The 24279-nt window shown below is 62.1% G+C and carries 21 protein-coding genes and 1 tRNA gene; 10 read left to right on the top strand and 12 right to left on the bottom strand.

Going from position 1 to position 24279, the window contains the following annotated elements:
- Positions 1–12 precede the first annotated feature (12 nt).
- Positions 13–1014, bottom strand: a complete 1002-nt coding sequence (locus ACQUQO_RS11440; protein ID WP_435078147.1) for a GNAT family N-acetyltransferase — start codon at positions 1012–1014, stop codon at positions 13–15.
- Positions 1015–1261: 247 nt separating this feature from the next.
- Between ACQUQO_RS11440 and ACQUQO_RS11435 the strand changes: the two genes are divergently transcribed.
- Together ACQUQO_RS11435 and ACQUQO_RS11430 are read left to right on the top strand one after the other, a co-directional pair.
- Positions 1262–2323 (top strand): lipid II:glycine glycyltransferase FemX, encoded by a 1062-nt coding sequence (locus tag ACQUQO_RS11435; protein ID WP_435078146.1) that lies wholly within the window; start codon positions 1262–1264, stop codon positions 2321–2323.
- Positions 2316–2972, top strand: a complete 657-nt coding sequence (locus tag ACQUQO_RS11430; RefSeq protein WP_435078145.1) for a DHHA1 domain-containing protein — start codon at positions 2316–2318, stop codon at positions 2970–2972. The genes ACQUQO_RS11435 and ACQUQO_RS11430 overlap by 8 nt, the downstream gene beginning before the upstream one ends.
- A gap of 23 nt (positions 2973–2995) precedes the next feature.
- Here ACQUQO_RS11430 and ACQUQO_RS11425 read toward each other — a convergent pair whose 3' ends face one another.
- The 3 genes from ACQUQO_RS11425 to ACQUQO_RS11415 all read right to left on the bottom strand — a co-directional run bounded on the left by ACQUQO_RS11425 (position 2996) and on the right by ACQUQO_RS11415 (position 6754).
- Positions 2996–4183 carry a carboxylate--amine ligase gene (locus tag ACQUQO_RS11425; RefSeq protein ID WP_435078144.1) on the bottom strand — a complete coding sequence of 396 codons (1188 nt, stop codon included), beginning with the start codon at positions 4181–4183 and terminating at the stop codon, positions 2996–2998.
- Between the two features lie 74 nt (positions 4184–4257).
- Entirely contained in the window at positions 4258–5499 is a 1242-nt protein-coding gene (locus ACQUQO_RS11420) for a sulfatase-like hydrolase/transferase (protein WP_435078143.1), read from the bottom strand.
- Between the two features lie 73 nt (positions 5500–5572).
- Entirely contained in the window at positions 5573–6754 is a 1182-nt protein-coding gene (locus ACQUQO_RS11415; protein ID WP_435078142.1) for a glycosyltransferase family 4 protein, read from the bottom strand.
- A 167-nt stretch (positions 6755–6921) separates the two neighbouring features.
- On the opposite strand from ACQUQO_RS11415, the gene ACQUQO_RS11410 reads away from it, so the two are divergent.
- The 3 genes from ACQUQO_RS11410 to ACQUQO_RS11400 all read left to right on the top strand — a co-directional run bounded on the left by ACQUQO_RS11410 (position 6922) and on the right by ACQUQO_RS11400 (position 10106).
- Positions 6922–8085, top strand: coding sequence for an enolase C-terminal domain-like protein (locus ACQUQO_RS11410; RefSeq protein WP_435078141.1), 1164 nt, complete (start codon positions 6922–6924; stop codon positions 8083–8085).
- Between the two features lie 325 nt (positions 8086–8410).
- Positions 8411–9271, top strand: a complete 861-nt coding sequence (locus ACQUQO_RS11405) for an MBL fold metallo-hydrolase (RefSeq protein ID WP_435078140.1) — start codon at positions 8411–8413, stop codon at positions 9269–9271.
- Positions 9272–9314: 43 nt separating this feature from the next.
- Positions 9315–10106, top strand: coding sequence for an SDR family NAD(P)-dependent oxidoreductase (locus tag ACQUQO_RS11400; RefSeq protein WP_435078139.1), 792 nt, complete (start codon positions 9315–9317; stop codon positions 10104–10106).
- A 111-nt stretch (positions 10107–10217) separates the two neighbouring features.
- Here the strand turns inward: ACQUQO_RS11400 and ACQUQO_RS11395 are convergent, their stop codons facing one another.
- Positions 10218–10412 carry a cold-shock protein gene (locus tag ACQUQO_RS11395; protein ID WP_004052044.1) on the bottom strand — a complete coding sequence of 65 codons (195 nt, stop codon included), beginning with the start codon at positions 10410–10412 and terminating at the stop codon, positions 10218–10220.
- A 454-nt stretch (positions 10413–10866) separates the two neighbouring features.
- Between ACQUQO_RS11395 and ACQUQO_RS11390 the strand changes: the two genes are divergently transcribed.
- Positions 10867–12360: a type I restriction-modification system subunit M gene (locus ACQUQO_RS11390; protein ID WP_435078138.1), complete on the top strand. Its 1494-nt coding sequence runs from the start codon at positions 10867–10869 to the stop codon at positions 12358–12360.
- The gene (locus ACQUQO_RS11385) at positions 12353–13741 is read left to right on the top strand and encodes a restriction endonuclease subunit S (RefSeq protein ID WP_435078137.1); all 1389 of its coding nucleotides are present in this window, start codon (positions 12353–12355) and stop codon (positions 13739–13741) included. Before ACQUQO_RS11390 ends, ACQUQO_RS11385 begins: the two co-directional genes overlap by 8 nt.
- A 52-nt stretch (positions 13742–13793) precedes the next feature.
- Here the strand turns inward: ACQUQO_RS11385 and ACQUQO_RS11380 are convergent, their stop codons facing one another.
- From ACQUQO_RS11380 to ACQUQO_RS11365, 4 genes are all read right to left on the bottom strand, one after another.
- Positions 13794–14192 (bottom strand): PIN domain-containing protein, encoded by a 399-nt coding sequence (locus ACQUQO_RS11380; protein WP_435078136.1) that lies wholly within the window; start codon positions 14190–14192, stop codon positions 13794–13796.
- Positions 14189–14431, bottom strand: a complete 243-nt coding sequence (locus ACQUQO_RS11375) for a hypothetical protein (protein ID WP_435078135.1) — start codon at positions 14429–14431, stop codon at positions 14189–14191. The genes ACQUQO_RS11380 and ACQUQO_RS11375 overlap by 4 nt, the downstream gene beginning before the upstream one ends.
- A gap of 77 nt (positions 14432–14508) precedes the next feature.
- The gene (locus ACQUQO_RS11370; protein WP_435078134.1) at positions 14509–14910 is read right to left on the bottom strand and encodes a PIN domain-containing protein; all 402 of its coding nucleotides are present in this window, start codon (positions 14908–14910) and stop codon (positions 14509–14511) included.
- Positions 14907–15137, bottom strand: a complete 231-nt coding sequence (locus ACQUQO_RS11365) for a DUF7557 family protein (protein WP_435078133.1) — start codon at positions 15135–15137, stop codon at positions 14907–14909. The genes ACQUQO_RS11370 and ACQUQO_RS11365 overlap by 4 nt, the downstream gene beginning before the upstream one ends.
- A gap of 101 nt (positions 15138–15238) precedes the next feature.
- Between ACQUQO_RS11365 and ACQUQO_RS11360 the strand changes: the two genes are divergently transcribed.
- Both ACQUQO_RS11360 and ACQUQO_RS11355 read left to right on the top strand, forming a co-directional pair.
- Positions 15239–18190: a type I restriction endonuclease subunit R gene (locus ACQUQO_RS11360; RefSeq protein ID WP_435078132.1), complete on the top strand. Its 2952-nt coding sequence runs from the start codon at positions 15239–15241 to the stop codon at positions 18188–18190.
- The gene (locus ACQUQO_RS11355) at positions 18183–18905 is read left to right on the top strand and encodes a M48 family metallopeptidase (RefSeq protein ID WP_435078131.1); all 723 of its coding nucleotides are present in this window, start codon (positions 18183–18185) and stop codon (positions 18903–18905) included. Before ACQUQO_RS11360 ends, ACQUQO_RS11355 begins: the two co-directional genes overlap by 8 nt.
- A gap of 248 nt (positions 18906–19153) precedes the next feature.
- On the opposite strand, the gene ACQUQO_RS11350 is transcribed toward ACQUQO_RS11355, so the two are convergent.
- Positions 19154–19228: transfer RNA gene (locus tag ACQUQO_RS11350), tRNA-Glu, on the bottom strand.
- A gap of 51 nt (positions 19229–19279) precedes the next feature.
- The gene (locus ACQUQO_RS11345) at positions 19280–21247 is read right to left on the bottom strand and encodes a 3-hydroxyacyl-CoA dehydrogenase/enoyl-CoA hydratase family protein (RefSeq protein WP_435078130.1); all 1968 of its coding nucleotides are present in this window, start codon (positions 21245–21247) and stop codon (positions 19280–19282) included.
- Between the two features lie 165 nt (positions 21248–21412).
- Between ACQUQO_RS11345 and ACQUQO_RS11340 the strand changes: the two genes are divergently transcribed.
- Positions 21413–22567, top strand: coding sequence for an acyl-CoA dehydrogenase family protein (locus ACQUQO_RS11340; RefSeq protein ID WP_435078129.1), 1155 nt, complete (start codon positions 21413–21415; stop codon positions 22565–22567).
- 362 nt (positions 22568–22929) lie between these two features.
- Here the strand turns inward: ACQUQO_RS11340 and ACQUQO_RS11335 are convergent, their stop codons facing one another.
- Entirely contained in the window at positions 22930–24252 is a 1323-nt protein-coding gene (locus ACQUQO_RS11335; protein WP_435078128.1) for an aminotransferase class III-fold pyridoxal phosphate-dependent enzyme, read from the bottom strand.
- Between the last annotated feature and the right edge of the window lie 27 nt (positions 24253–24279).

The following is a 24279-nucleotide window of genomic DNA, read 5'->3' as shown; positions in this document are numbered from 1 at the left end:
CGTGATAAGGCGTTAGTAGGTGATCAGTTCGTAGGCCCGCCGTGCGAGGGTCATTAGTCGGCCCGAGGTGACGAGATACTGGGAGACCAACTCGCCGCCGTATTTGCTCTTGTACCGCGAGAGCGATTCGATTGTCGCGTTGCCGAGGTCGTAGCGCGTGACCGACGACAGTACCGGGTCCGTGAGGATGTCCTCGATGGCGTGCCAGTGCAACAGCGCGTTCGGGCTGACGTCCGAGATGCCGGCCCGCGTGCCGCCTTGTATGTAATATCCCTCTTCGTTCGAGTACAGCACTGTAAGACCGCCAGCGAACTCCCCCTCCGGCGTTTCGGCGACGTACGTCCGGACGTGTTCGCCGAGCGCCGCCACGAGGTCGCGCGTGTACTCCCACGAGACGGGATAGCCGTCGCCCTGCTCGTTTCGGCGGTTCGCGTGGGCAGTGTAGACCTCGCGCGTGCCATCCATCCCCCGGAGCGAGACGGTGATGCCGGCTGCCTCCGCGTCGCGCATCTCCCGCCGAATGGAGCTGCTGAACGACCCTTTCACGTCCTCGGGCGTTCGACCGTCGAGGTCGAGCCGGTAGGTGAATCGTGGCTCGACGTCGAAGCCCGCCCAGATGTAGGGCCGCGGGTCGGCGTATGCGGCCGGACAGGCGAATCCGACAAGCGTGAGCGGCTCGTGGGCATCGATGGCGTCGAGGATTCCCGTGGTGAACTCCCGGTTCACCTTCTCCTGTTTGCTCCGCTTCGGACTCGTCGGCAGCAGAATTGGTCCCAGTCGCGGAATGCCGAGACCGGGCGGTGGAGAGAGCACGGCGGTTGCGAACAGCTCGGTGCGAACGACGGCGGGGAGCAGCCCGACCGGCTGTTCGCCCTTGAACCCCCCATACAGTTGCAGCTCGCCCGTCGCGTGGGCGTCGATGACGCGAAGTACGTCGGGTCTGTGTGCCCACTCGAAGCCGCTAGCCGGAAACACATCCACCCATTCGTCGAGCGTGAGCCGCTGTATCCGCATGAACGAGCGACGTGAAGAGCGAACGGGAGTTACGTATTGCGCCGTTATCAGGCCAGAGTCGCACTAGAGCGTCCTCGGGGCTCGCCGCCGAAAACACACTCTCCCAATCGCGTTCGGAAACCGTGCCGAGCAACGATCCGACAGCCAGACGATAGTCGTCGGTTTGTCGGTCGATTCGGGGCCAAACAACCCGTTGAGGACGCGTAAGTAGGTAATATCTATTCATCGATACGGCCACGGTGATGACGTGAGTCAAAACGAGCGGAACGCGTCGGAGCGAGCCACGAACGACGCCCACGGGTTGGCGGTGCGGTCGGTGTCGCCGGCCCGCGACGCCGAGTGGAACGATTTCGTCGAAAGCCATCCCGCTGCGACGATGTTTCACACCGCCGGCTGGGCGAGCGCCGTCGCGACGGCCTTCGACTACGACCCCGCCCACGCGTGGCTCACCGACCGCTCCGGGCGAATCCGTGCAATCGTGCCGGGGTTTTCGGTCCGCGACGGATTCGGCCATAGCGTTCTCAACCCCTTCTGTGAGTACGGCTTCCCGCTGGTCGCCGAATCGACCTCGGACGTGGCGGTGCTGTCCGCGCTCGATGGCCCGACGCGAGTCCTCAAGGACGCCGGCTGGAGCGGGGTGAGCGGCTACAATTCGACTGGGTACGGCGGCGTTTCGACTGGGTCGACGATTCGGCTGGAACTCGACAGACCCCCCGAGACGCTGTGGGAGTCGTTCGATAGGGACGTTCGCCGGTGTGTGCGGACCGCCCGCGACCACGACGTTTGTGTCGTCGACGGCACCGTCGACGAGTTCTACCCGCTCTATCTCGCCACCATGCGCCGCCTCGGCAGCCCGCAGTTTCCCGAGGCGTTCTTCGCGGCGCTCGCCGACGAACTCGGCGAGTCGGTCACGATACTGCTCGCCGAGCGGGCTGGCGAGACCATCGCTGGCGTGTTGCTGTTCGAGTGGGGCGGAACCACCACCGTCTGGACGCCCGTCTCGAAGCGCGCTCACTGGGAACACCGGCCCAACCACCTGCTCTACGTCGAAGCGATCGAGCGCGCGTGTGCGGCGGGGCACTCGACGGTGGATTTCGGCCGGTCACGGCGTGGTTCCAGCGTCCACGCATTCAAATCCCAGTTCGGCGGGTTCGAACACCCACTGATGAGCTTCGTCACGCCGCCACACCATGCCGAGCGCGCATCGCTCGACGGCTACGGACGGCTGGCACCGCTGACGCGACGGCTGGCACCGCTGATTACCCACCCGAGTGTGGGACCGAAACTCAAGGGAGCAATCCATGAATAACAGATTACTAACTGTCGTGTCGGGTATCGCCCTCGCCGGAACCACCCTCTACTGGCGGCGACGCGAGCAAGTAGTGAAGGGGAGCCTGACCGCAAGCCGCGACTGGGAGACGAACGCGACGAGCGAGACCGAGCGGGCGGACAGACGGTCGGCGCGGGAGGCCGCTGAGGTCCTCGACACACGGGTCGCGGACCTTCCCGAACGGGTCGCGTCGCTCGACGAGGAACGGCGCGACCTGCGCCGGGAACTCGACGCCGTTCGGGAGCGCTGGGCCGACGCACTGTGGCGCGCACACGCCGAAGCCGACCCCGCAAGCGAGAGCGACGACCTACCCGTCTTCGTCGTCGAGTTCGAGAGCGGCGAACTCCCTGACGCGCGGGCGTTCGCAAAGCGTGCGCTCGACAAGGACGCCATCACGCTCGTGGCCGCCCACGGCGACGGCTCGTACGCCGTCGCGGTCGGCGAGGAGCTGTCCGAGGCGTTCGACGCGAGCGACATCGCCGACGACCTCGCCGATGCGGTCGGCGGCGGCGCAGGCGGCAACGAGCGACTGGCCGCCGGCGGTGGGGCGACTGGCGCACTCGGAGACGGCTGTCGACGCATCCGAGAGCGGCTCACACAGTCGGACGCGGCTCGCATCGCGGGGTAGACCGCTCGCCACCTGCGCGTCATCTATGTGAGGACGTCTCGAACGCCGTGGAACAGGGGCCGCGGGTCGTCAACGTGGGCGAAATCGAAGCTCGGCTGTTCGATACAGGACCGAAGCAGCTCCCACAGCGTCGTGCGGAGGGCCGGGCGCTCGACGTGTGGGGAGGAGTCCCGAAAGAGGCTCACGAGATAGCCCAGTTCGCCGTCGAGACGATGGCAGCCGACGCCGGTGTCATAGCCCGGTTCGATTCGCTCGGAGTGGCCCGTTGCAGCGAGCCAGTAGTAGTACGGGAAGTCCGCACCGGCACGGACCGCCACGGGCAGCGACTGCCACATCCGGGGGTTGATTTCGACGAGGACGAACTCCCCGGTATTGGCGTCCTCGATGTACTCGATACACGCCAGCCCGTGCCAGTCGAGGTGGTCGAGCAGTGCCCGGCCGACCCGTTCGAGTTCCTCGATGAACACGGATTCACGATAGACCCCGCCACCGCCGGTGTAGGAATTGCCACGAATCTGTCTGTGCTGGAAGGTCGCAAGCGCCTCGCCGTGGTCGTACAGCGCGGCGAAGACGTACTCGTTGCCCTTCTCGACGAACTCCTGGACGATAGGGTCGTGTGCCAACTCCGTTCGAATCGCCGCGCGGTCCGGTTGCTCGCCCGGTTCCGGGTGGATGACCGCTTTGGTCACGTCCATCGTCGCCGGCGGGTACGAGTCGATGTAGTCGTTCGTCAGGAGGTTGTACCGGGATTTGATGATGACCCTCTCGGACCAGTCGTCGGTCTCGGAGAGCAATCGCGTTCTCGGGACGGGCACGCCCGCGTCCGCCGCGGCCGCAGCCAGTCGCAATCGGTCATGGACCGTTTCGAGACTGTCGAGCGAGGGCACGACCAGCGAGACGTGTTCGCCGAACTTCCCACGATATTTCGAGAGCAGGTAGGCATCGGTCTCCCCACAGGGGATGACCGTCGAGACAGGGCGCTCGGCGACGATGTCAAACAGGGCATCCCGGTAGGCTCCCCAGTCGTCGAGCGGCGAGGGAACGGGGATGAACTCTTCACAGTATTTCGAGACGAATGGAGCACTGACTTCGTTGGCGACGCCGATAACCGGGATGTCGTGCATGCCGAGCGACCGAACGCACTGGTAGGCTCCGGATTGACTACCGGACGTCACGAGGACGGCTTCATCGGATGGCGATGTCCTATTCATTCAATACCATTGCTCACACTAGCTAATAACCATTCGTCATTGGCAGAGGCGTCAGACCATGCACATGGTACCGTTCAGACGAGACGTCGCACGAAACGAGGCGGGGCCACCGAGTGGTCGGCGTGCTCGGCACGTCCGCGGTCGTACGTTCGTCTCTCGAACTGTGGCGGAACGAGTTTCGTGGCGTCGTCGGCGTCGAAGTTCGGTCGGCCGTGTGTCACTCGTGGCGAGAAGTAGATGCGGAGGAATCGTGCCTGTTTTCGTGGCGTCCAGTTCGCGCGCACGGCCGCCGACGGCCGCCCGAGGTAGTTGTTCGGGCAGACGTACGCCGCCCGTGCGAGCGCCGATTTCCGGTGGAAGACGATTCCCCCATCGGCGTCCCATACCGACGTCGCGGCGTACGCATCCGCCGACGACTCCCGGCCGAACACGTCGAGCGCGCGGTGTGCCCAGACGTCCGTACGCACCCGCCGGTCGGAGCGTGGAACAGTGTTCCAGACCTCGCTCCCTTCGATGTCGTCGGGGATGGGTCGCCCGAGCGCGGCGAGCGCCGTCGGAGCGACGTCGAGACCCGAGAGCACGCCGGAATAGCTCTCGCCGGCCGGGAGACCCGCACCCATGAACACGACCGGAACGTTCACGAGGTCAGGACAGACGGGGTGGAGATGGCCGAACCGCCCACCGTTTTCGGTCTCGCCGAGCAGTTCGGCGTGGTCGGCGGTGAACACGACGAGCGTGCGCGCCAGCAGGTCGCGTTCGGCAAGCCGGTCGAGGAGGGTGAGAAACCGGTCGGCCGAGTCCACACAGTCGTTGCGGTAGCGCTCGCGCAACACCGTTTCGTCGGAGTAATCCCTGAAGAAGTCCTTGCGGCGTTCGTAGACGCCGTTGTGAAAGCCGTACGGTGAGTGCGCACCGATATCGAAGGTGACGTGAACGAACGGTGGTTTCATCGCGTCGAGTCTCGACTCGTGGTCCATGTGCACCCACCGCAACGGGGGTTTTCGGTCGTATTCGATATACTGCGTTTCGGTGTCGAAGCCGACCATCGTTCCGTTTCGCTCACGGAGCAGCTCGGGCTTTTCGGGGAGGCGCTCGGTCTCGCGCCAGAGTTCGTGTGTCGCCGGATACGTCCCGGACATGAGCGATGGGAACGAGCTGTGCGAACACGTACTCGGCGCGATGGCTCGCGCCGTTACCCCACGTCTGCTCACCCGGTCGGGAAGGGCGTCGTAGCGCACCGAATCCGCCACGTAGACCTGCACGTTTTCCACCGTGTCGACCGCCGTGAGTGCAGAGAGCGGCTCTGAAGGACCCATTCTTCCCTGCCGCTACGGACAAAGAAGAGATAGGTATTGACCCGTTATGGCGGGAAAGCCATCGAAGCACCCCTTAGCGGCCACCGGTCGCGCGATGGGCCTCGATTGCCGCCTCGTAGACATCAATGTGCCGCTCGGCGACGTTCGCCCACGAGAGGCGTTCGGCCTGTCTATGACTGTTCGCTGCCATCTTTTCACTCTTCCCGTCGTCTTCGAGCAGCGAAACGATTGCCCCGGCGAGCGCCGTCGGGTCCTCCGGGGGGACGACCAATCCCGAATCAGTGTCCTCGACCTGCGCGGGAAAGTCGCCGGTCCGCGTGGCGACGACGGGTTTACCGAACGAGTGCGCCGTCGAGAGCGCGCCGCTGTGGCCCTTCGTCCCGTCGCCGCTCTCCTCGCGGTAGGGAAGGGCAACGAGCGCGGCCCGCGAGAAGAACTCTCCCACCCGCTCGTTCGGCAGGAAGTAGTTGTGGACCTCGAAACGCTCGTCGTCGGCACGCTCGATGAACTGCTGTGTTCGCTCCGAGAGCGGCCCATCACCCGCGATGACGAGCCGGATGTCGGGAACCTCTCGGCTCGCAAGTTCGATTGCCTCGGCGAGCACGTCCAGTCCCTTACCGGGAAAGATGTTGCCGAAAAAGAGCACCGTGTATGGCTCTTCGGGCCGTTCCTCGTAATCGTAGTCGGTGAAGAAATCGTAGACCCCGTGGGGGATGACGTCGATGCCGCCGCGGCGCAGTCGGCGGGCGAACGCCGTGCGTTGTTGGTCACTGTGGACGATGATGCGGTCGATGTCGGCGTCCGGAATGACGACGTTCAAGAGTTCTTCGAGCGTTCCGAGCGGGTTCGTCAGCGACGTGAGCGAGGGTGGCACTTCGTGATACGTGACGACGAACGGATACTGGTCGTCCAAATGGTGAAATTTTGTAAAGAACTTGACTTGAGGGAAGAAGTCGGTCGGGTCGTGAATCACGTCCGGGTCGAATTCCCGCACTCGTTTCAGATTCCGATAGGAGAGCAACCCCTTGAGGTTGTTCGCCACGTCGAAATCGAGGTTGTACATATCGGGGATGGAGATGTTCATCGTGTCGAAGACATCGACGGTGGTGACGTCGTCGGCGAACACCTCGTCGGCGCTCGTCTTGACCGGCTTGAACACAGCGACATCGGCGTGGTCGGCGACGGCGTTTGCGAGTTCGGCGGCGTAGTGTGGCAGTCCACCCTTGTTCTGGGAGAGGACGTAGGCGATTTTCATACGCGATGGTACTGCGTCAGATTATTTATAGCCTATCGATAGTATGCGTCGTGTGACTTCCGAAAATGAATCATGCGTGTCGTTCGACGGCGGCAATCACCGATTCGATTCTCGCTTCGAGGGCACGGTAGTCGGACTTTTCCGTCGCCGTCGTGTAGCACGTCGCCATGCCGCCAGCAATCACCCGCATCGAGACGACGGAGTTCAGTTACTCGCTTTCGGACGTCGGTTCGGACCCAGGGTTCAACCTCGTCTACGAACCCGGCACGACGACCGAACGCCGGTTGTTCGCCATCCGCATTCACACCGACTCGGACCTCACCGGCGCGTTCGTCGGCGGCAACTCGCCGGCGTTCGCCCAGTTCCACGAGGTCGCCGACTCCCTCATCGGCAAGAATCCCCTCCGGCGCGAGCGCCACTGGTCGGAGATGAAACGCGCCCTCCGCAAGTACGACCGGATGGGCATCGGTCCTGTGGACATCGCGCTCTGGGACCTCGCGGGCAAGCGCTACGACGCATCCATCGCCGAACTGCTCGGCCAGTATCGCGAGCGCCTGCCTGCCTACGCTTCGACCTATCACGCGGACGATAACGGTGGACTCGATTCGCCGGAGGCCTACGCCGATTTCGCCGAAGAGTGCGCCGAGATGGGGTATGGCGGGTTCAAGATTCACGGCTGGGGCGGCAGCGACGACCGCCGGGACATCGCCCGTGAGATCGAGACCGTCCGCGCGGTCGGCCAGCGCGTACCCGGGATGGACCTGATGATAGACCCGGCCTGCGAGTACGAGACCTTCGCCGACGCGCTGAAGGTCGGCCGGGCCTGTGACGAACAGGACTTTCTCTGGTACGAGGACCCCTTCCGCGACGGCGGTCTCTCCCAGCACGCCCACCGGAAGCTCCGCCAGCAGTTGGACACGCCCATCCTTCAGACCGAACACGTCCGCGGACTGGAATCCCACACCGACTTCGTTGACCGCGAGGCGACCGATTTCGTGCGCGCAGACCCCGAATACGACGCCGGCATCACCGGCGCGATGAAGATCGCCCACATGGCCGAGGGCCACGGCCTGGACGTCGAAATCCACTCGCCCGGCCCGGCCCAGCGCCACTGCATGGCCGGGACTCGCAACGCGAACTACTACGAGATGGCGCTGGTCCACCCCGACTGCGAGAACACCGCCCCACCCATCTACGAGGAGTACGACGACCAACTCGATTCCATCGACGGCGACGGCACCGTTCCCGTGCCAGACGGCCCGGGTCTCGGCGTCGAGTACGACTGGGCGTTCATCGACGAGCACAAAACCGGCGGGCGAACCTACGAGTAGGTCGACTCCGACGAGTGATCGTACTTCAGAACCCGATAGCAATACTGGATTCGTTGACGACGAATCCCGATCCAACCGAGAGATTACAGCCATTCCTCCCAATCGATTCGCTCCACTCGCTCCCTGCAGTCGCATCTTTCCGCTCATCCCTCGCGCGAGTTGCGCCTGCGGCGTCTGCTCGCGAGCGCGAAGTGTCCGCTCGCACGGCCTGCGGGACCGAAGGTCCCGCACTGCTCCCACGCGCCGACCGCCACGCCTGATTTCGCCCGGCAGTGCCTGATTTCGCCCGACAGTATATCAGCATCGAGGGCGAACCCTGCGCGGTATGGTCCACTCGACGTGGGGCGACTGGTTCGTACAGGACGAAATCGAGGCCGCCAACCCGGACGGACTCGCGGTCTGGTATCTCGGTTGCAACGGCTACGTCCTCCGCACCGCCGAAACGACGGTCTACCTCGACCCGTACCTCGGCGACGGGTCGCCGCCGCGTACGATTCGGATGATTCCCGTGCCGATGGACCCTGCCGACGCCACGCTGTGCGACGCCGTCCTCGTCACCCACGAGCACGTCGACCACATGCATCCACCCTCCCACCGCGCGCTCGTCGAGGACTGTGGCGGCGACCTCTATGCACCCGCGGCCTCTCACGACGCCCCGAACTACGACGGTGACGTCGAGGCACCCCCCGCTGAGACCGTCGAACCCGGCGACGATTTCACCGTCGGCGACCTCTCGATTCACGTCCGGGGTGCGAATGACCCGGATGCCGAAGAACCCGTGACCTACGTCGTCGAACACGAATCGGGTACCTTCTTCGCGGCCGGCGACTCCCGTCCAGCCGAGGAGTTTGCGGACATCGCCGACGAGTTCGACATCGACCTCGGCGTGTTCGCCTACGGCACTGTGGGGAACATCCTCCACACCGAGGACAGCCCTCCAGAGACCTACCCCACGGACTGGTACAACGACGGTGAGCAGGTCGTCGCGGCGACGAACCAGCTCGAACTCGACAGGCTGATGCCCGTCCACTGGGACATGTGGAAGGGCGTCGGCGCGGACCCGAAGGCCATCCACGAGCACGCGGCGTCCTATCGGTATCCACGGGTCGTCGAGATCGTCTCCATCGGCGACCGGGTGGACGTCGGCGAGCCGGGCGTCGTGCAGTTGCAGGACCGCCGCGAGTAAGGCAGGCAGCGGATTTAATACCACAACGGGCACAGCAGGAGCTATGGGAACGGCGACCTTCGACTACAGCGACGAAACGGTCATCGTCACCGGCGGCAGCGCGGGCATCGGGCGCGCAATCGCCCTCGGATTCGGGAGCGCGGGCGCGACAGTCATCGTCGCCGACGTGCGCGAGGAGCCGAAGATGGACGGGGAGAGCGTGCCGACCCATCGACTCATTGCGGAGTCGGGCAGCACCGGCGAGTACGTCGAAACGGACGTCTCGGACCCGAACGAACTGGAATCGGTCGTCGAGGCCGCCCGCGAGTTCGGGGGTGTGGACGTGATGGTGAACAACGCCGGCATCCAGCACTCGGAACCCTTCCTCGATGTCGACGAGGAGGACTTCGACCGGCTTCACCACACGAACCCCAAGGGCGTGTTCTTCGGGACGCAGGCCGCCGCACGGGACATGATCGACCGCGACGACCCCGGTACGGTGGTCAACACCGCCTCGATCTCCTCGTGGGTCGCCCAGCACGGCCAAGTCCAGTACGACTCGACGAAGGGAGCCATCAAGATGATCACGAAGGGAACGGCGCTCGAACTCGCCGAGCACGGCATCCGGGTGAACGCCATCGGTCCGGGCCAGATAGCCACCGAGTTCACCGAGGGCTGGTCCGACGAGGCCCAACAGGCCGCCGGCGACGAGGGTGGATTCATCAAACCCGTGCCGCTGGGTCGGGCCGGCCATCCCGAGGACAACGCCGGCGCGGCGCTCTTCCTCGCCAGCGAGGACGCCTCCTACATCACCGGCCAGCTCCTGTTCGTCGACGGCGGCTGGACGGCGATCTGAGCCGTCGATTTCTTTCGGTGCGGTCTCGCGCGTCACGGATGGCCGTCGCTCGGTGACGAGTTGTGCATAAAAATCGATGGTTCGTCGTTCGTCCGCGTCCGCCGAGCTGCGTTACTGTCGGGTAACGTTGGTCGCTCGCGGTCCTTTGTCAGCCTGTTCGATGTCGAATTCGACTTCGGTGTCCTCTTCGAGGTCCGGGCCGCCGATGTCCTCCATGTGGAAGAAAACGTCCTCCTCGGAGTCCTCAGTGTCGATAAAGCCGTAACCGCCCGTGTCGTTGAAGAAGTCGACCGTACCAGTTGCCATTGCAAGCAGACCCAACGCCCATCCGGGGATAAGGGTTGCGCGAGGGGCGGTATCACGGACCTGCGGTCGACATATCGTGTGTCCAGTGCTCACATCGGTGGTAGAGATGTCACAACAAGTGCTGCCGCCGAAGAGAACCCGAGAACTGCTCGGTCGAGGGATTGAACTCGTCCGGGCGCGCTCGCTATCGCTTCGCGCGACTCGTCTGCTCGAATCGTCCCGGCCACACCAATGGCCCGTAGTTGATACTATCGGACAGAACTGATCGAGAACCCGCTACACGAAAATTCTCCCGTTGTCGTGGATTCTCGAAATCCGCTCTTCACGCATTTCCGTCCGACAGTATGAGGACGGCCCGCTTGCAGTTCATCGACAAGCCACCTTCTGGTCCTTCTGGGCTGGATAGCCCTCTGACTACCGTGAAGTCTAAGACGCGCTGATGAGATAACCCTCCATGCCCCTGACTCTGGGTGAGCTTGATTCTCATCTGTTCAAGTGCGCGGACATCATCCGCGATGCGGTCGATTCCACGGACTACAAGGAGTACATCCTCCCGCTGGTCTACTACAAAACCATCTCCGACGAGTTCGAAAAGCAGTATCAAGAGAATCTCGACGACTACGGCGAGGAGTACGCCCGTCGGCCGAAGCTCTTCGATACGCCCGTGGTTCCCGAGGGGTATCTCTGGGACGACCTCCGTGCCGTCAGCGATAACGTCGACCAAGCGCTCAACGAAGCGTTCGACGCGCTGACCGAGGAGAACCCCGAACTTCAGGGACTCTTCCGTGCGGACTACATCGACGCCGACGCACTCGATGACGACCGGCTCGGCAGGCTCGTCGAGCACCTGAGCAAATACAATCTCGACCGCGAGAACGTTCCACCGGATATGCTCGGCGAGGCGTACATGGACTTGGTGCGCCACTTCGCCGAGGAAGAGGGCAAATCCGGCGGGCAGTTCTTCACGCCGCCACATATCGTTCAACTGTGCGTTCGGCTCGTCGACGAGTTCGAGGACGGCCACACCTTCCACGACCCGACAGCGGGTTCCGGCGGGATGCTCATCGAGGCCGCGAAATACTACCGTGAGCAGGGCGGCGACCCGTCGAAGCTCCGGTTCACGGGACAGGAAATCAACCCCGACATCGCCGCCATCGCCAAGATGAACCTCTCGATTCACGCGCTCGGCGGGACCATCGAGCGCGAGGATTCGCTGTCGAACCCGCAGTTCACCGACGGCGACGAACTGGAGCGCTTCGACCGCGTGCTCGCCAACTTCCCGTTCTCGGCGGACTGGGCGAAAGACGACCTTCAGGACGACCCGTATGGCCGCTTCGACTGGCACGAGAAACTTCCCAGAGCCGACCGGGGCGACTACGCCTTCATCATGCACATGGCCGAGCAGCTGAAGACACCCGAGCGTGACGACTCGGGTGGAAAGGCCGCCATCGTCATCCCCCACGGCGTGCTCTTCCGCAAGCACGAATCGCGCTACCGTGAGCCGATGCTCGAAAACGACATGGTGGAGGCTATCGTCGGCCTGCCCGAGAACCTCTTCCAGAACAACTCGATTCCGTCGGCCATCCTCGTCCTCAATACCGACAAGCCGGCCGAGCGCGAGAACGAAGTGCAGTTCGTCCACGCCGCCGACGAAGCGTTCTATGACGAACTCTCGAATCAGAACGAACTCACCGACGCGGGGGTCGACCGCATCGTGGCGAACGTTCGGGACTGGACGACCGAGGAGCGCGTGAGTCGCACGGTGGGGCTTTCGGAGATTCGGGAGAACGATTACAACCTGAACATTGCGCTGTACGTCGATACGACCGAACCCGAGGAGGACATCGACGTGAGCGCGGAACTCGGGAACCTGCGGGAGTTGCAGGCCGAGCGCGACGAGATAGAGGCACGGATGAACCAGCACATGGAGGCGCTGAATTATGAGTGAAGAGGCGACGCTGGATGAATTTGAGTCTGGGGGAACCGAAGACACATCAAATAGAGAGCGTGATGCTGCTGGATTAGAACAGGAACAGTTTGGCCCGTTTACTCTATCAGCACCCGGCGATTGGACGGCGAAACGCCTTGGCGATATTAAACGTCTAATCACCAGAGGGAAACAACCAACATATGACGACAACGGTGTTCCCGTAATCAATCAGGAATGTATCTACTGGGATGGCTGGCACTTCGAGAATCTTCGGTATTTGAATGAAGAGGTTGCAGAGGGATGGAAAGGCAAATACTTCCCACAATCAGGAGATATAATTCTCAATTCAACGGGACAAGGGACACTCGGACGAGCGCAAGTCTATCCCGACAACGAACGGAGAGCCATAGATTCGCACGTTACGCTGCTCCGTACTGACGAGGAATTGAATCCGCACTTCCACAGATATTTTTTAGAAAGCTACCTTGGTCAGGCTCTCCTCTATTCAATGTGCGTAAACGGGTCAACCGGACAAATCGAACTCTCGAAAACTCGACTTGACCTGCTTCCTGTTCCGCTTCCACCGCGCGAAGAACAGCGCAAAATCGCCACCGTACTCTACACCGTTGACCAAGCGATTCAGAAGACCGAGGAAATCATCGAGCAAACTCATGTGGTCAAAAATGCCCTGATGCAGGACGTTTTCCATGGACGGCATGAAGACTTCGAGACTTACGAATCGACTCCAGTAGGAGAAATCCCGTCACACTGGGACAATGTTAGCATTGGTGACGTGGTACATACGGCGCAATACGGGATTTCTGAAAGTCTATCAGAAGAAGGCCAATATCCAATCTTCCGGATGAACAACATGGAGAACGGCTACATGATTGAGGAGCCAATGAAATATATCGACCTCGATGATGACGAGTTCGAGAAATACCGCGTTGAGACAGGCGATATTCTGTTTAATAGGACGAATAGCCTCGAACTCGTCGGAAAGACCGGAATCTATGAACTCGAAGGCGACCACGTTTTCGCGTCCTATTTAGTTCGCTTGCAGACGAACGAACTGGTCGACCCGTATTATCTCAACTACTATATGAACTCCTCTGAGGCGCAGAATCGAATGATGGACTTTGCTACAAAAGGGGTAAGCCAAGCAAATATCAATGCCAACAGTATTCAGCAAGTCAAACTCCCCTTGCCACCGATGGACGAGCAGAAGGAAATCGCGGAGCGGATTGACGGAATTGACTCACAGATTGAATCGAATCAACAGTACAAAAACCAACTCAAACACCTCAAACAGGGCCTCATGCAGGACCTGCTCTCGGGCGCGGTCCGCACCCACGAGGCGGATATCGACATCCCCGAGGCGGTGCTGGCGCACGGCTGACCCGCTCGGCGTATCGAATCGAGTCCGCCAGCCGGTAGCGTCCACCCGTTCATCAGTACGTTTCGACCGCGACGCCCGACAGTTTCTCGAAGTCCTTCACGTTCCGCGTGAGCACCGGCTCGTCGTAATAGACCGCGGCCGCGCCGATGTATGCGTCGTTCACCTCGATACCGCTCTCTCCGCTTGCCGCTCGGTCTGCCCCTGCGAGCAGTTCCGCCGCGAGCGTCGCCAAGTGGCCGTCGAGTTCGACCGTCGGGTAGCCCATCAGCGCGTTCCGTGCCCGTCGGCGCTGTTCTTCGCTGTCTGCGAACTCGACCCCGTAAAACACCTCGAAGAGCACCGGAACGGGCACCCGCCGAACCGTTCCGGACTCGAACAGTTCGACACCCTTTTGAAAGGCTGCTGGCTGGCGCTGGATGAGGTGGATGATATACGCCGAGTCGAGAATCATTCGTCGCCGTCCTCGAACGCCGTCCGCAACTGCTCCAACGAGTCGCGGTCCCGTCCCCGCAGGTTCTCGATGGCTTCTTCCATCCGCTTTGCGTTCTCTTCGTCAAGGACACCCGCCAGTGCTCGTGGGTCCGGCCCGCCGGTCATCCGGCGTAACGTCTCTTCCATCGTCTCACCGGCACGATTGTGGGCCTTCAGTAAGTCGTGGTACTCGTCGGAGACACGAATCGTTTTGGCCATGCTGTATATTTCGATATACGGTTTTAAAAACATTGCTCCACGTCGCGGTCCCGAGGCGGTGCTGGCGCACGGCTGACTCACTGATACGTTTCGAGCGTGACGCCGGGAATCGTGTCGAAGTGCGAATCGCCGGCGAGAACGGGTTCGTCGCGCTCGATGGCGGTCGCGGCGATTGCCGCATCACCCTTCCCAATGCCAGGACCGTCGTCACCGTCGGCCATGCGCTCGCCGAGGAGTCGTCCGGCACGCCGAGCAATTGAAGGGGTCATCGCCACCAGCGGGTACGAATCCAGCACCGCCTCGACGGTCCGGCGCTCGGCGGGCGAGTTCGCCACCTTTCCCACGCCGATATAGAGTCCCAGCATGGTCATCGCCGGCATGACGAGCGGCACACCCTCGGCTTCGAGTTCGCGCTCCAGCGAGACGGCCGCCTCCACGTCGTCGATGACGTCCAAGACGAAGCTCGTATCGACAATCATTCGAAACGCTCGGCGACCTCGCGGGCCTCTTCGCGGTCTCGCTCGTCGGCGGCGTCGACGGCTTCCCGCATTTCGGCCACCTCATCCTCGTCGAACACGCCACGGAGGTCGCGCAACGACCGGCCACCGATGAGCCGCTCGACGGCCTCGCTGAACGACTCATCGTCGTGCTTGTTCGCGCGGATGCGTTCATACACGTGGTCTTGCAGCCGGACCTGCTGTGACATCCTTGTTGACAGCGTTGACAGCGCAGGCTAATCAGCGTTCGGGGACTGGCGGTTTCGTTACGCACCGACACCATCTTGTCATATCCCCACGAACGAAGGATATGGTCAGCGTCCCGAACGAGGGCGGCGTCGAGCGGTCCGTCCTCTCGTGGCTCGATGGTGTCGGCTGGGAAACCCACGGACAGGACGGCAGCCGGGGCGCGAACGTTCTCGACAGTACCTACGACCGGCGGAGCAACGAAGTCATCTACTGGGACCTACTGGCCGAGCAGGTCGTCAAACTCAACGATGACATGACCGAGGAGAACGTCGAGAAGTTCATCTCCTCGCTGAAGCGCGACCTCGACCACGAGAACCTGCTGGACGGGAATCAAGCGTTTCACGAGCTTCTCACCAAGGGCAAGACCTTCTCGGTCAAGCGCGCCGATGGAGTGAGCAAGACCATCTACGTGGACCTGATTGACTTCGAAACCCCCGAGAACAACCGTTTTCATGCCGTCAACCAGTTCTCCGTTTCTCGTGGGACGACCATCCGTCCGGACGTGAACCTGTTCGTCAACGGGATTCCACTGGTGACGATGGAACTCAAGAGCCTCGCACAGGACAACGACTGGCACGATGCCGTGAGCGACCTTCGGACCTACCAAGAGGACACCCCACGGCTATTCGTTCCCGGTCTGTTCAACATCGCCGCCGACACGATGGAACTCCGCTACGGCGCAGTTGGCGCACCCAAGGAATTCTACGAACCGTGGAACGACGCGCCGGACATCTACGAGAGCGACAACGGGATGCAGCAGGCAGTGCGGGCGCTCTGTAACCCAGAGACGGTTCTCGACCTCCTGAAGCACTTCGTCTTTTACGAGCGACGGGCGGGCGGCGACGCGAAAATCGTCCCGCGATACATGCAATACTATGCCGTCAACGCCATCCTCGACCGGGTGCGCGAGGGCGAGCATGACCGCGGACTCGTCTGGCACACCCAAGGGTCGGGCAAGTCGTTCACGATGCTGTATGCCGCCGAGAACCTCCTCTCGCGGGACGTTGCGAACAACCCGCAGGTCTTCGTCATCGTCGACACGGACAAGCTCAACAGCCAGATGCGCGACCAGCTGGCGAACCTCTCGCTGGAGCGCTGGACCACGGCCGAGAGCATCGACCATCTCGAAGAACTCATCGAGGAGGGCCAAAGTCAACTCGTGCTCACCACTATTCAGAAATTCGAGAGCGTCAGTCCCGATATACAGGGCAACGACGAAGTCGTCGTGATGAGCGACGAGGCCCACCGCTTCATGGAAGCCGACCTCGGAAGCCGTCTTGAGGCGGCGCTTCCCGATGGTTTCCACTTCGGGTTCACTGGCACACCCGTCCGCGAGGGCGAGCGCCACGAGGACCGCAACACCTTCCGCGAGTTCTCGCCCGAGGGAGAGGACTACCTTCATCGCTACTCCGTCAAGCAGGGTATCGAAGACGGACTGATTCTCCCGGTGTACTTCACGCTTCGTCACGAGATGGAGTGGGACATCGACGAGACCGGTCTCGACGAGCAGTTCGAACACGAGTTCCGCGGCATGAACACCGACGAGAAGCGCGAGTTCGTCCGCGAAACCGTCACTGCGAAGACCCTCGCCGAACTCGCGCCGCGGGTCGACCGCACTGCCGAAGAAATCGGCCAGCACTACGACGAGCACGTCGTGCCGAACGGGTGGAAGGGGATGGTCGTCACACCCAGTCGGCGCTCGGCCGCGATGTACGGCGAGCGACTGGTCGAACAGCGTGGCGAGGATGCGGTCGAAGTACTCTATACGGCGACCAATGGCGACTCGGACCTCATCAAGCAGTTTCACACAGATTCCGAAGAGCGCGACGAGATAATCAAGCGGTTCAAACAGGAGGAGACGCCGGAGTTACTGGTCGTTCACGGGATGCTCCTGACGGGGTTCGACGCGCCAATCCTGAAGACGATGTATCTCGACCGGGAGTTGAAAAACCACAATCTCATGCAGGCCATCGCCCGGACGAACCGTCCGGCCGCAGGCAAGGAAAACGGCGAAATCGTGGACTTCCAAGGCGTCTTCGAGAGCATCGACGAGGCGCTCGACTACGACGCCGAAACGAAGGCCTACGCCGCCCGCGACAAGGACGAGCTGTTCGAGGACCTCGTTTCACAACTGGACACGGTGATGGGTCTCTTCGACGACATTCCGAAAGACGACAGCCAAGAGGCCGTCAGTAGCGCCATCGAGCGCGTCAGCACCCATCCCGAACGCCGCGAGTTCAAACAGGGTTTTCGGCGACTCCAGAACCTCTACGAATCGGTCGCACCGGACGGGCGACTCGTCAAAGAAGGGATACAGGACCGATACACATGGTTGAGTCGGGTACACGTTGCGTTCAAGCGAACCACCGCCGGCGACGACGCCCCGCAGAAAGACATGCGCGAGAAAACGCGCGACATTCTCGAAGACAACATCGACGTCGAAGAGATACAGCGCGACTTCCCGACCTACAAGCTCGGAGAGGAGTACCTCGAAGAGGTCGAAGGGCTGGACAACCCCAGCGTAACGGCCGCACAGGTCGCCCATGCCACGCGCGAGCACCTTCACCCACGGACGGGACAGAACCCACGATACAAACGCCTGAGCGAGCGTGTCACCGATATCGTCGAGCGCTGGCAGGGCGGCGATATGGCTGACCCGGAAGCCGTCGAGGCGCTGAAATCGGTCGAAGAGGAAGTTCTCGATGTCGAGAGCGAAGCCGAAGAGCGCGGGATGACCGACGCGGAGTTCGCCATCTACACGCATCTGACCGAGGAGAATGCGGACGATATCGACTCGGAGAATCAGGCCGAGATGGTCGCTGAGGACATCGTGGAAACGTTCGAGGAGCGTGTCGACCGGGGCTATCCCGGCTGGAAGACGAACCCACAGACTGCCGGCGAGATAGAGCGCGTCCTCTTGGACACACTCGTCGTCGACCATGACCTCGACCACCTGATGAACGACGAGTTCGCCGACGCGACACGAACCTACCTCATCGAGAACTATGCCTGAAACACGTTCCCGTGAAATCACCCTGCTCGGCGAACCAGTCACCTATCAAGTGCGTCGCAGTGAGGAGGCTGCCGAGCCACGGATTGACGTCGATATCCACGGTGTAGGGATAGTGCTGCCAGAGCAGTCGGAAATCGACCCGGAGACACTGCTTGCGGAGAACGCGGCGTGGGTCATCGAACGGAAGCACAAATACGAGTCGTACCGAGACGACATTCCAGAGCGACGCTTCGAGGCTGGAGCCGAATTCCCGTATTTTGGCGACTCCCACGAGATAGTCGTCGAGCAACGTTCTTCGTCGATTGTCGATGAGGGGACGTTCAGACTCGCACAGCACCACGTCGAACAAACGTCAGTAGAGCGTGCTCTGGAGGCCCTGTATCGACGCAAAGCACGGGAAACCGTCGAAAAGCGGACCGAGAACTACGCACGGGAGATGGGCGTCGAGTACGAAGGGATAGAACTCCGAAACCAGCGCACTCGGTGGGGAAGCTGTTCGACATCGGGTACATTGAGCCTCAACTGGCGTCTCATGATGGCCCCTTCTGAAATTGTGGACTACGTACTCGTCCATGAACTGGCTCACCTTCAAGAATCCAGCCACGACAGGGCGTTCTGGACGCTCGTTGCGGAGTACGACCCTGAGTACAGAGCGCACGCGCAGTGGCTCAACGACCACAGCACCCAGCTCGTCTTCTCACGCAAAGACATATGAACCACAACTGGCTGCTGACGAATATCATCCAGTAGAAACCAAAACGGAAGCGGTGAATCGAAAACTCGTTCGAAAGATGCGGTCGCGTAAACTCTACCATTATCCCACCTCTGTCTTTCGGCATGACATTTCAGGAATCGTCATACGGCGGCGGGGTGGCACTTCCGTTGAGTCGTATCGGCGTGTGGCATGGAGTCTCTTTGTCCTTTGCCACTACTGGAAATCGAAAGACGGCGCAGCCGTCTTAGTGCTCGGTCGGGGATTCGAACCCCGGTCATCGGCTCGAAAGGCCGAAATGATTGGCCGGACTACACCAACCGAGCGAACGCATCCGTCCGTTCCCGATACCGACTGTTAAGCGTTCCGCTCCGCGCTCACTTGCCCTCGAATTCGGGGTCGGAATCGCCCATGAACGCCGTGATTCCCTCCATCAGGTCCTCGGTGCCGACGAGATGGCCGAAGGCTTGGGATTCGATTTCGAAACCCGCCTCGGTGTTCTCCCAGCCGCGCACCATCGCGCGCTTGGCGAATTCGTGGGCGATGGGGGGTCCCGCCGCGAGCTCGGCCGCGAGGTCGTACGCGCTGTCTTCGAGCTCGTCGTTTGCAACCACTCGGTTGACGAACCCGAACGATTCCATCTCGTCGGCGTCGTAGCGCTCGGCAGTGAGAATGATCTCCTTCGCACGGCCCTCACCAACGATGTGCTGGAGGCGCTGGGTGCCGCCCCAGCCCGGAATCAGTCCGAGGTCGAGTTCGGGCTGGCCGAACTCCGCACGTTCGGCGGCCACCCGGAGGTCGGCACACATCGAGAGTTCCATCCCGCCGCCGAGACAGTAGCCGTCGATACCCGCGACGACCGGCATCGAGCATTCTTCGAGTTTGCCGAACGCCTCCTTGCCCTTCCGCGAGAGGTCGGCCGCGTCGAGCGGGTCGGCGCTCGATGCCATCGACTGGACGTCCGCACCCGCCGAGAACGCATCGTCGCCCGCGCCGACCAGCAGGATGGCGCGCACGTCATCGTCGTCTTCGAGGGTGTCGATGGCGCTGTCGAGTTCGTCGAGGATCTGCGCGTTGATAGTGTTCATCCGGTGGGGCCGGTCGATGACGATTTTGCCCACCATGTCGCCCGGATGTTCGATGCGGATGGTCTCGAAGTCGACGCCGTCCTCGCTCTCGTCCCCTTCATAGAACCCATCACCGGCGTGCTCGTCGAGGTAGTCGGCGGGTTCGTATCGTGGCGCACCGGTTTCGTCGTGAAGGTCGGAAAGCGTCTCGTACAGCGAATCGAGACCCACATCGTCAGCCATTTTTGCCGGCCCTTGGGGGAAGCCAGCACCGAGCATCACGGCCTCGTCGATGTCCTCGGCAGGGGCGACATCGTTGCCGACGAGTTTGGCGACCTCGTTTGCCATCACGGCCAGTAATCGAGATTCGATTTCCTCGCTGCCGGCGTCGGTGGGGATGTCCGCACCGTCGCCCTCGTCGTACTCGTAAAATCCCGTGCCGGATTTCTTGCCCAACTCCTCGGCCTCGACCTTTGCTTCGAGCAGCGGACACGGCTCGTAGGCATCGCCCAGCGTCTCGTGCATGTATTCGAGCACGTGATAGCCGACGTCGATGCCCACCTGATCGGCGAGTTCGAAGCTTCCCATCGGCAGCCCCATGTCGAACTTCGTGGTGCTGTCGACCTCGCCCATCGTCGCCACGTCGTCCTCGACGAGCCACGCCGCCTCGTTCATCAGCGGGACGAGCACACGATTGACGATGAATCCCGGACTGTCCTTGCGGACTCGTACTGGGGTCTTCCCGAACTCCTCGGCGAGTGCCTCGACGGTATCGAGGGTCTCGTCGGCGGTGTGCTCGCCGGAGATGACCTCGACGAGCTGCATCCGAACAGGGGGATTGAAGAAATGCATTCCACAGAACCCCTCGGGCCGTTCGGTGACCTCCGCGAGGTCCGTAATCGACAGCGAGGAGGTGTTCGTCGCGAACAGGGCGTCCTCGGGCGCGTACTGTTCGACCTCGCCATACACGTCCTGTTTGATGTCCATCTTCTCGGGGACGACCTCGATGATGAAGTCCGTTCCCGAGACGGTCTCTTCCAAATCCACCAATGGTGTCACCCGTTCGAGGGCGGCGTCGGCCTCCTCCTCGGTCAACTGGTCTTTCTCTTCGAGCTTGCCAACGCTCCATTCGAGCTGGTCGTAGCCGTTTTCAACTAGCTCCTCGTTGATATCGCGCAGGCGGACGTCGTAGCCCGCGAGCGCGGCGACCTCGGCGATACCGTGGCCCATGTTTCCGGCTCCGAGTACCGCGATGGTCTCGATGTCCTCGACGTTCATGATTCATCGTTAGAACTCACCGGCGCGGTTTCAACGTTTCTGTCTCAACAACAGTAGCCTCGAACGGCCACGATTTCGACCGGAACGTCTGCCGTGCTTGGAAACTCTGAACGAGTTTATCTCAGATTACGAAATTATTTGGCGCGTGCTGTATAACGGACGATTATGGATTACGAACTGTCCGACGAGCAAAAGCAGATCCGCGACGAAGTGCGGCGCTTCGCCGAAAACGAGATCGCACCTATCGCCGGCGAGTACGACAGGGAAGAGAAGTATCCCCATGACCTCATCGAGACGGCCGGCGAGATGGGTATGCTCGGGGCGTCCATTCCGGTCGAATACGGCGGTGCGGGCTACTCCACACTGGAGACGGCCATCGTCATCGAGGAACTCTTCGCAGTGGACCCGGGTATCGGTCTCTGCGTGGCAAGCACCGGCTTCGGCTGCGAAGCCATCGTGGAAGCAGGAACCGAAGAACAAAAGCAGAAGTACCTGCCGTCCGTGGCGAACGGCGACGCCATCACGGGGGCGGCCATCTCCGAACCCGACACCGGTTCGGACGTCTCCTCGGTCTCGACCCGCGCCGAAAAGGACGGCGACGAGTGGGTGATCAACGGCAACAAGATGTGGATCACCAACGGCTCGGTGGGCGATTTCTTCGTCGTGCTTTGCAAGACCGACCCCGACGCCGAGGGCCGATACAATGGCTTTTCGCAAATCATCGTCGAATCCGACAGGGACGGGTTCACCGCCGAGAAGATAACGGGCAAACTCGGGATTCGCGCCTCCGATACTGCTGAACTCATCCTCGACGACGTGCGCGTGCCCGAGGAGAACCTCTTGGGCACGCAGGGGGCGGGCTTCCTCCAGCAGATGCAGTTCTTCGACGCCACCAGAACTGGTGTCGCGGCCCAAGGCGTCGGCATCGCCAAGGGTGCGCTCGAACGCGCACTGGACTATGCGAAAGAGCGCGAACAGTTCGGAAGGCCCATCGGCGACTTTCAGGCCATCCAGCACAAACTCGCCGAGATGAACACCCAGATCGAGGCTGCCCGCCAACTCACCTACAAATCGGCATGGAGCGTCGACAACAAAGAAGAACAGCTGACGACGCTCGCCTCGATGGCGAAAGAATACGCCTCCCGCGTGGCTGTCGAGACCGCCGACGAGGCCGTCCAGATTCATGGCGGGGCGGGCTACGTCGACGACTTCGATGTCGAACGGTTCTACCGCGACGCGAAGATCACCCAGATCTACGAGGGCACCAGCGAGATCCAGAAGAACGTCATCGCCCGCGAGATGCTCGGAAAAGGCTTCTAAAGTACCTTTTTACTGCGGGGGGTCGGACTCGCTTCACTCGCCCGACCCCCGCTTGCAAAAAGCTACGCTAAAAACTTCCCGCTCGCTCGCTTCGCTCACTCGCGGCGAACCGCGCTCGCTGCTCACGGCTCACTTCGTTCGCCGTTCGCCTTCCGAGGTTCTCTCTTCGGTCGAACCTCGCTCCGCTCGCGCGGACACTCCACCGCCGCACCGCACTGCTGACCGCCTCAGCACCGCAGAAGCCCTTGGCGCTCCCTGCGGTCGCGCCTCGCCCTTCATCCGTCAAGGTCCGCTACCGCAAACCGCCGGCCGCGACCGCACCGCCCAGCGGCCGCACCGCCGCCGCAACTGCACGGCAGCCGTCACTCGATGGCGTCGAGCAGCATGCTCGCACCGAGGTCGATCTCGCGCTCGGTGACGTCGAGCGGTGGGAGAATCCTGAGCGTTTTGTGCCCACAGGCGAGCGTGAGCAGCCCACTTTTGAAGGCGTTTTCGAGGACCGCGTCGCGGGTCTCGGGCGTGTCGAACTCGACGGCGAGCATCAGGCCCGTGCCGCGCACGTCGACGACCGACTCGGGGGCGGCATCGCGCAGGTACTCCGTGAACTGGCGGCCGCGCGCGACGGCGTTTTCCATGAGGTCGTACTCTTCAATGGCGTCGATGGTGAGCGCGCCCTGCATGGAGGCGGTGATGTCGCCCGCACCCCACGTCGAGGAGAGACGCCCCTTCTCCTCGGGGAAAACGTCCGCGCGCGAAATCGTCGCCCCGACGCGCAGCCCCTTCGCGGCCGTGATGACGTCGGGTTCGATGGGGTAGTGGTCGGCTCCCCACCATTCCCCTGTTCGCCCCATCCCGGATTGAATCTCGTCGGCCACGAGCGTGATGTCGTACTCCTCACAGACGTCGGCGACCTCCTGCATGAACGCCTCGCTCGGGAACCGATAGCCGCCCTCGCCCTGAATCGGCTCCATGATGAGGTAGGCGACTTCCTCGGGCGCGACCGACCCCTCGTCGCTCACCATCCGGCGGAGCTGCGAGCCCTCGCCGGTGAAAAAACCACACGAACAGCTCTCTGCATCGCAGGTTCGCTCACGACAGAACGGCACGTCGTGAATCCCCGAAATTTCGGGGAAATCACGCCGATAGACCGACTTCGAGCGGTTCAGCGAGAGCGCGCCGAGGGTTCGGCCGTGAAAGGCTCCTTGGAAGGTGATGCCGTAGGAGCCGCCGCCGTCGTAGCAGACTTTGATGGCGTTCTCGACCGCTTCGGCTCCCGAGTTCGAGAGGAAGACCGTGTCCATGTCGTACGTGCTCGTCAGGTCAGTGAGTCGCTCCATCAGCCCTGCCGGTCCCGGAAAATCGGGGTTTTCGGAGGAACCGGGACCCACATAGAAGTCCTGTCCGGCGGTCTTCAGCGGGTCGACGAGGTCGAATTCGGCCATCGGCTCGGTGATTTTCGGGTTGTTGTAGCCGAGCGGGGCGGCCCCGACATGGCAGGTGAAATCCAAGAAGACGTTGCCGTCGGTGTCGGTACAGAACGGACCCTCCGCAGGTTCGGTCGGGTCCCAGACGAACTCGTAGACGTAGGTGCTCGGCGCGGCGACGGCCTGCTGGCGCTCGACCCATTCACGGGCGCGCGGGCCCGGTAGCTCACGAACGCGCGGTTCGACAGTCTCCCGGTTCATGAACCACACCGACGGGCCGGCGTCTTA

Origin of the sequence: Halococcus sp. AFM35 (genome assembly GCF_051195015.1) — an archaeon.
Lineage (GTDB): Archaea > Halobacteriota > Halobacteria > Halobacteriales > Halococcaceae > Halococcus.
This window is presented reverse-complemented; position numbering and strand designations above follow the sequence as displayed.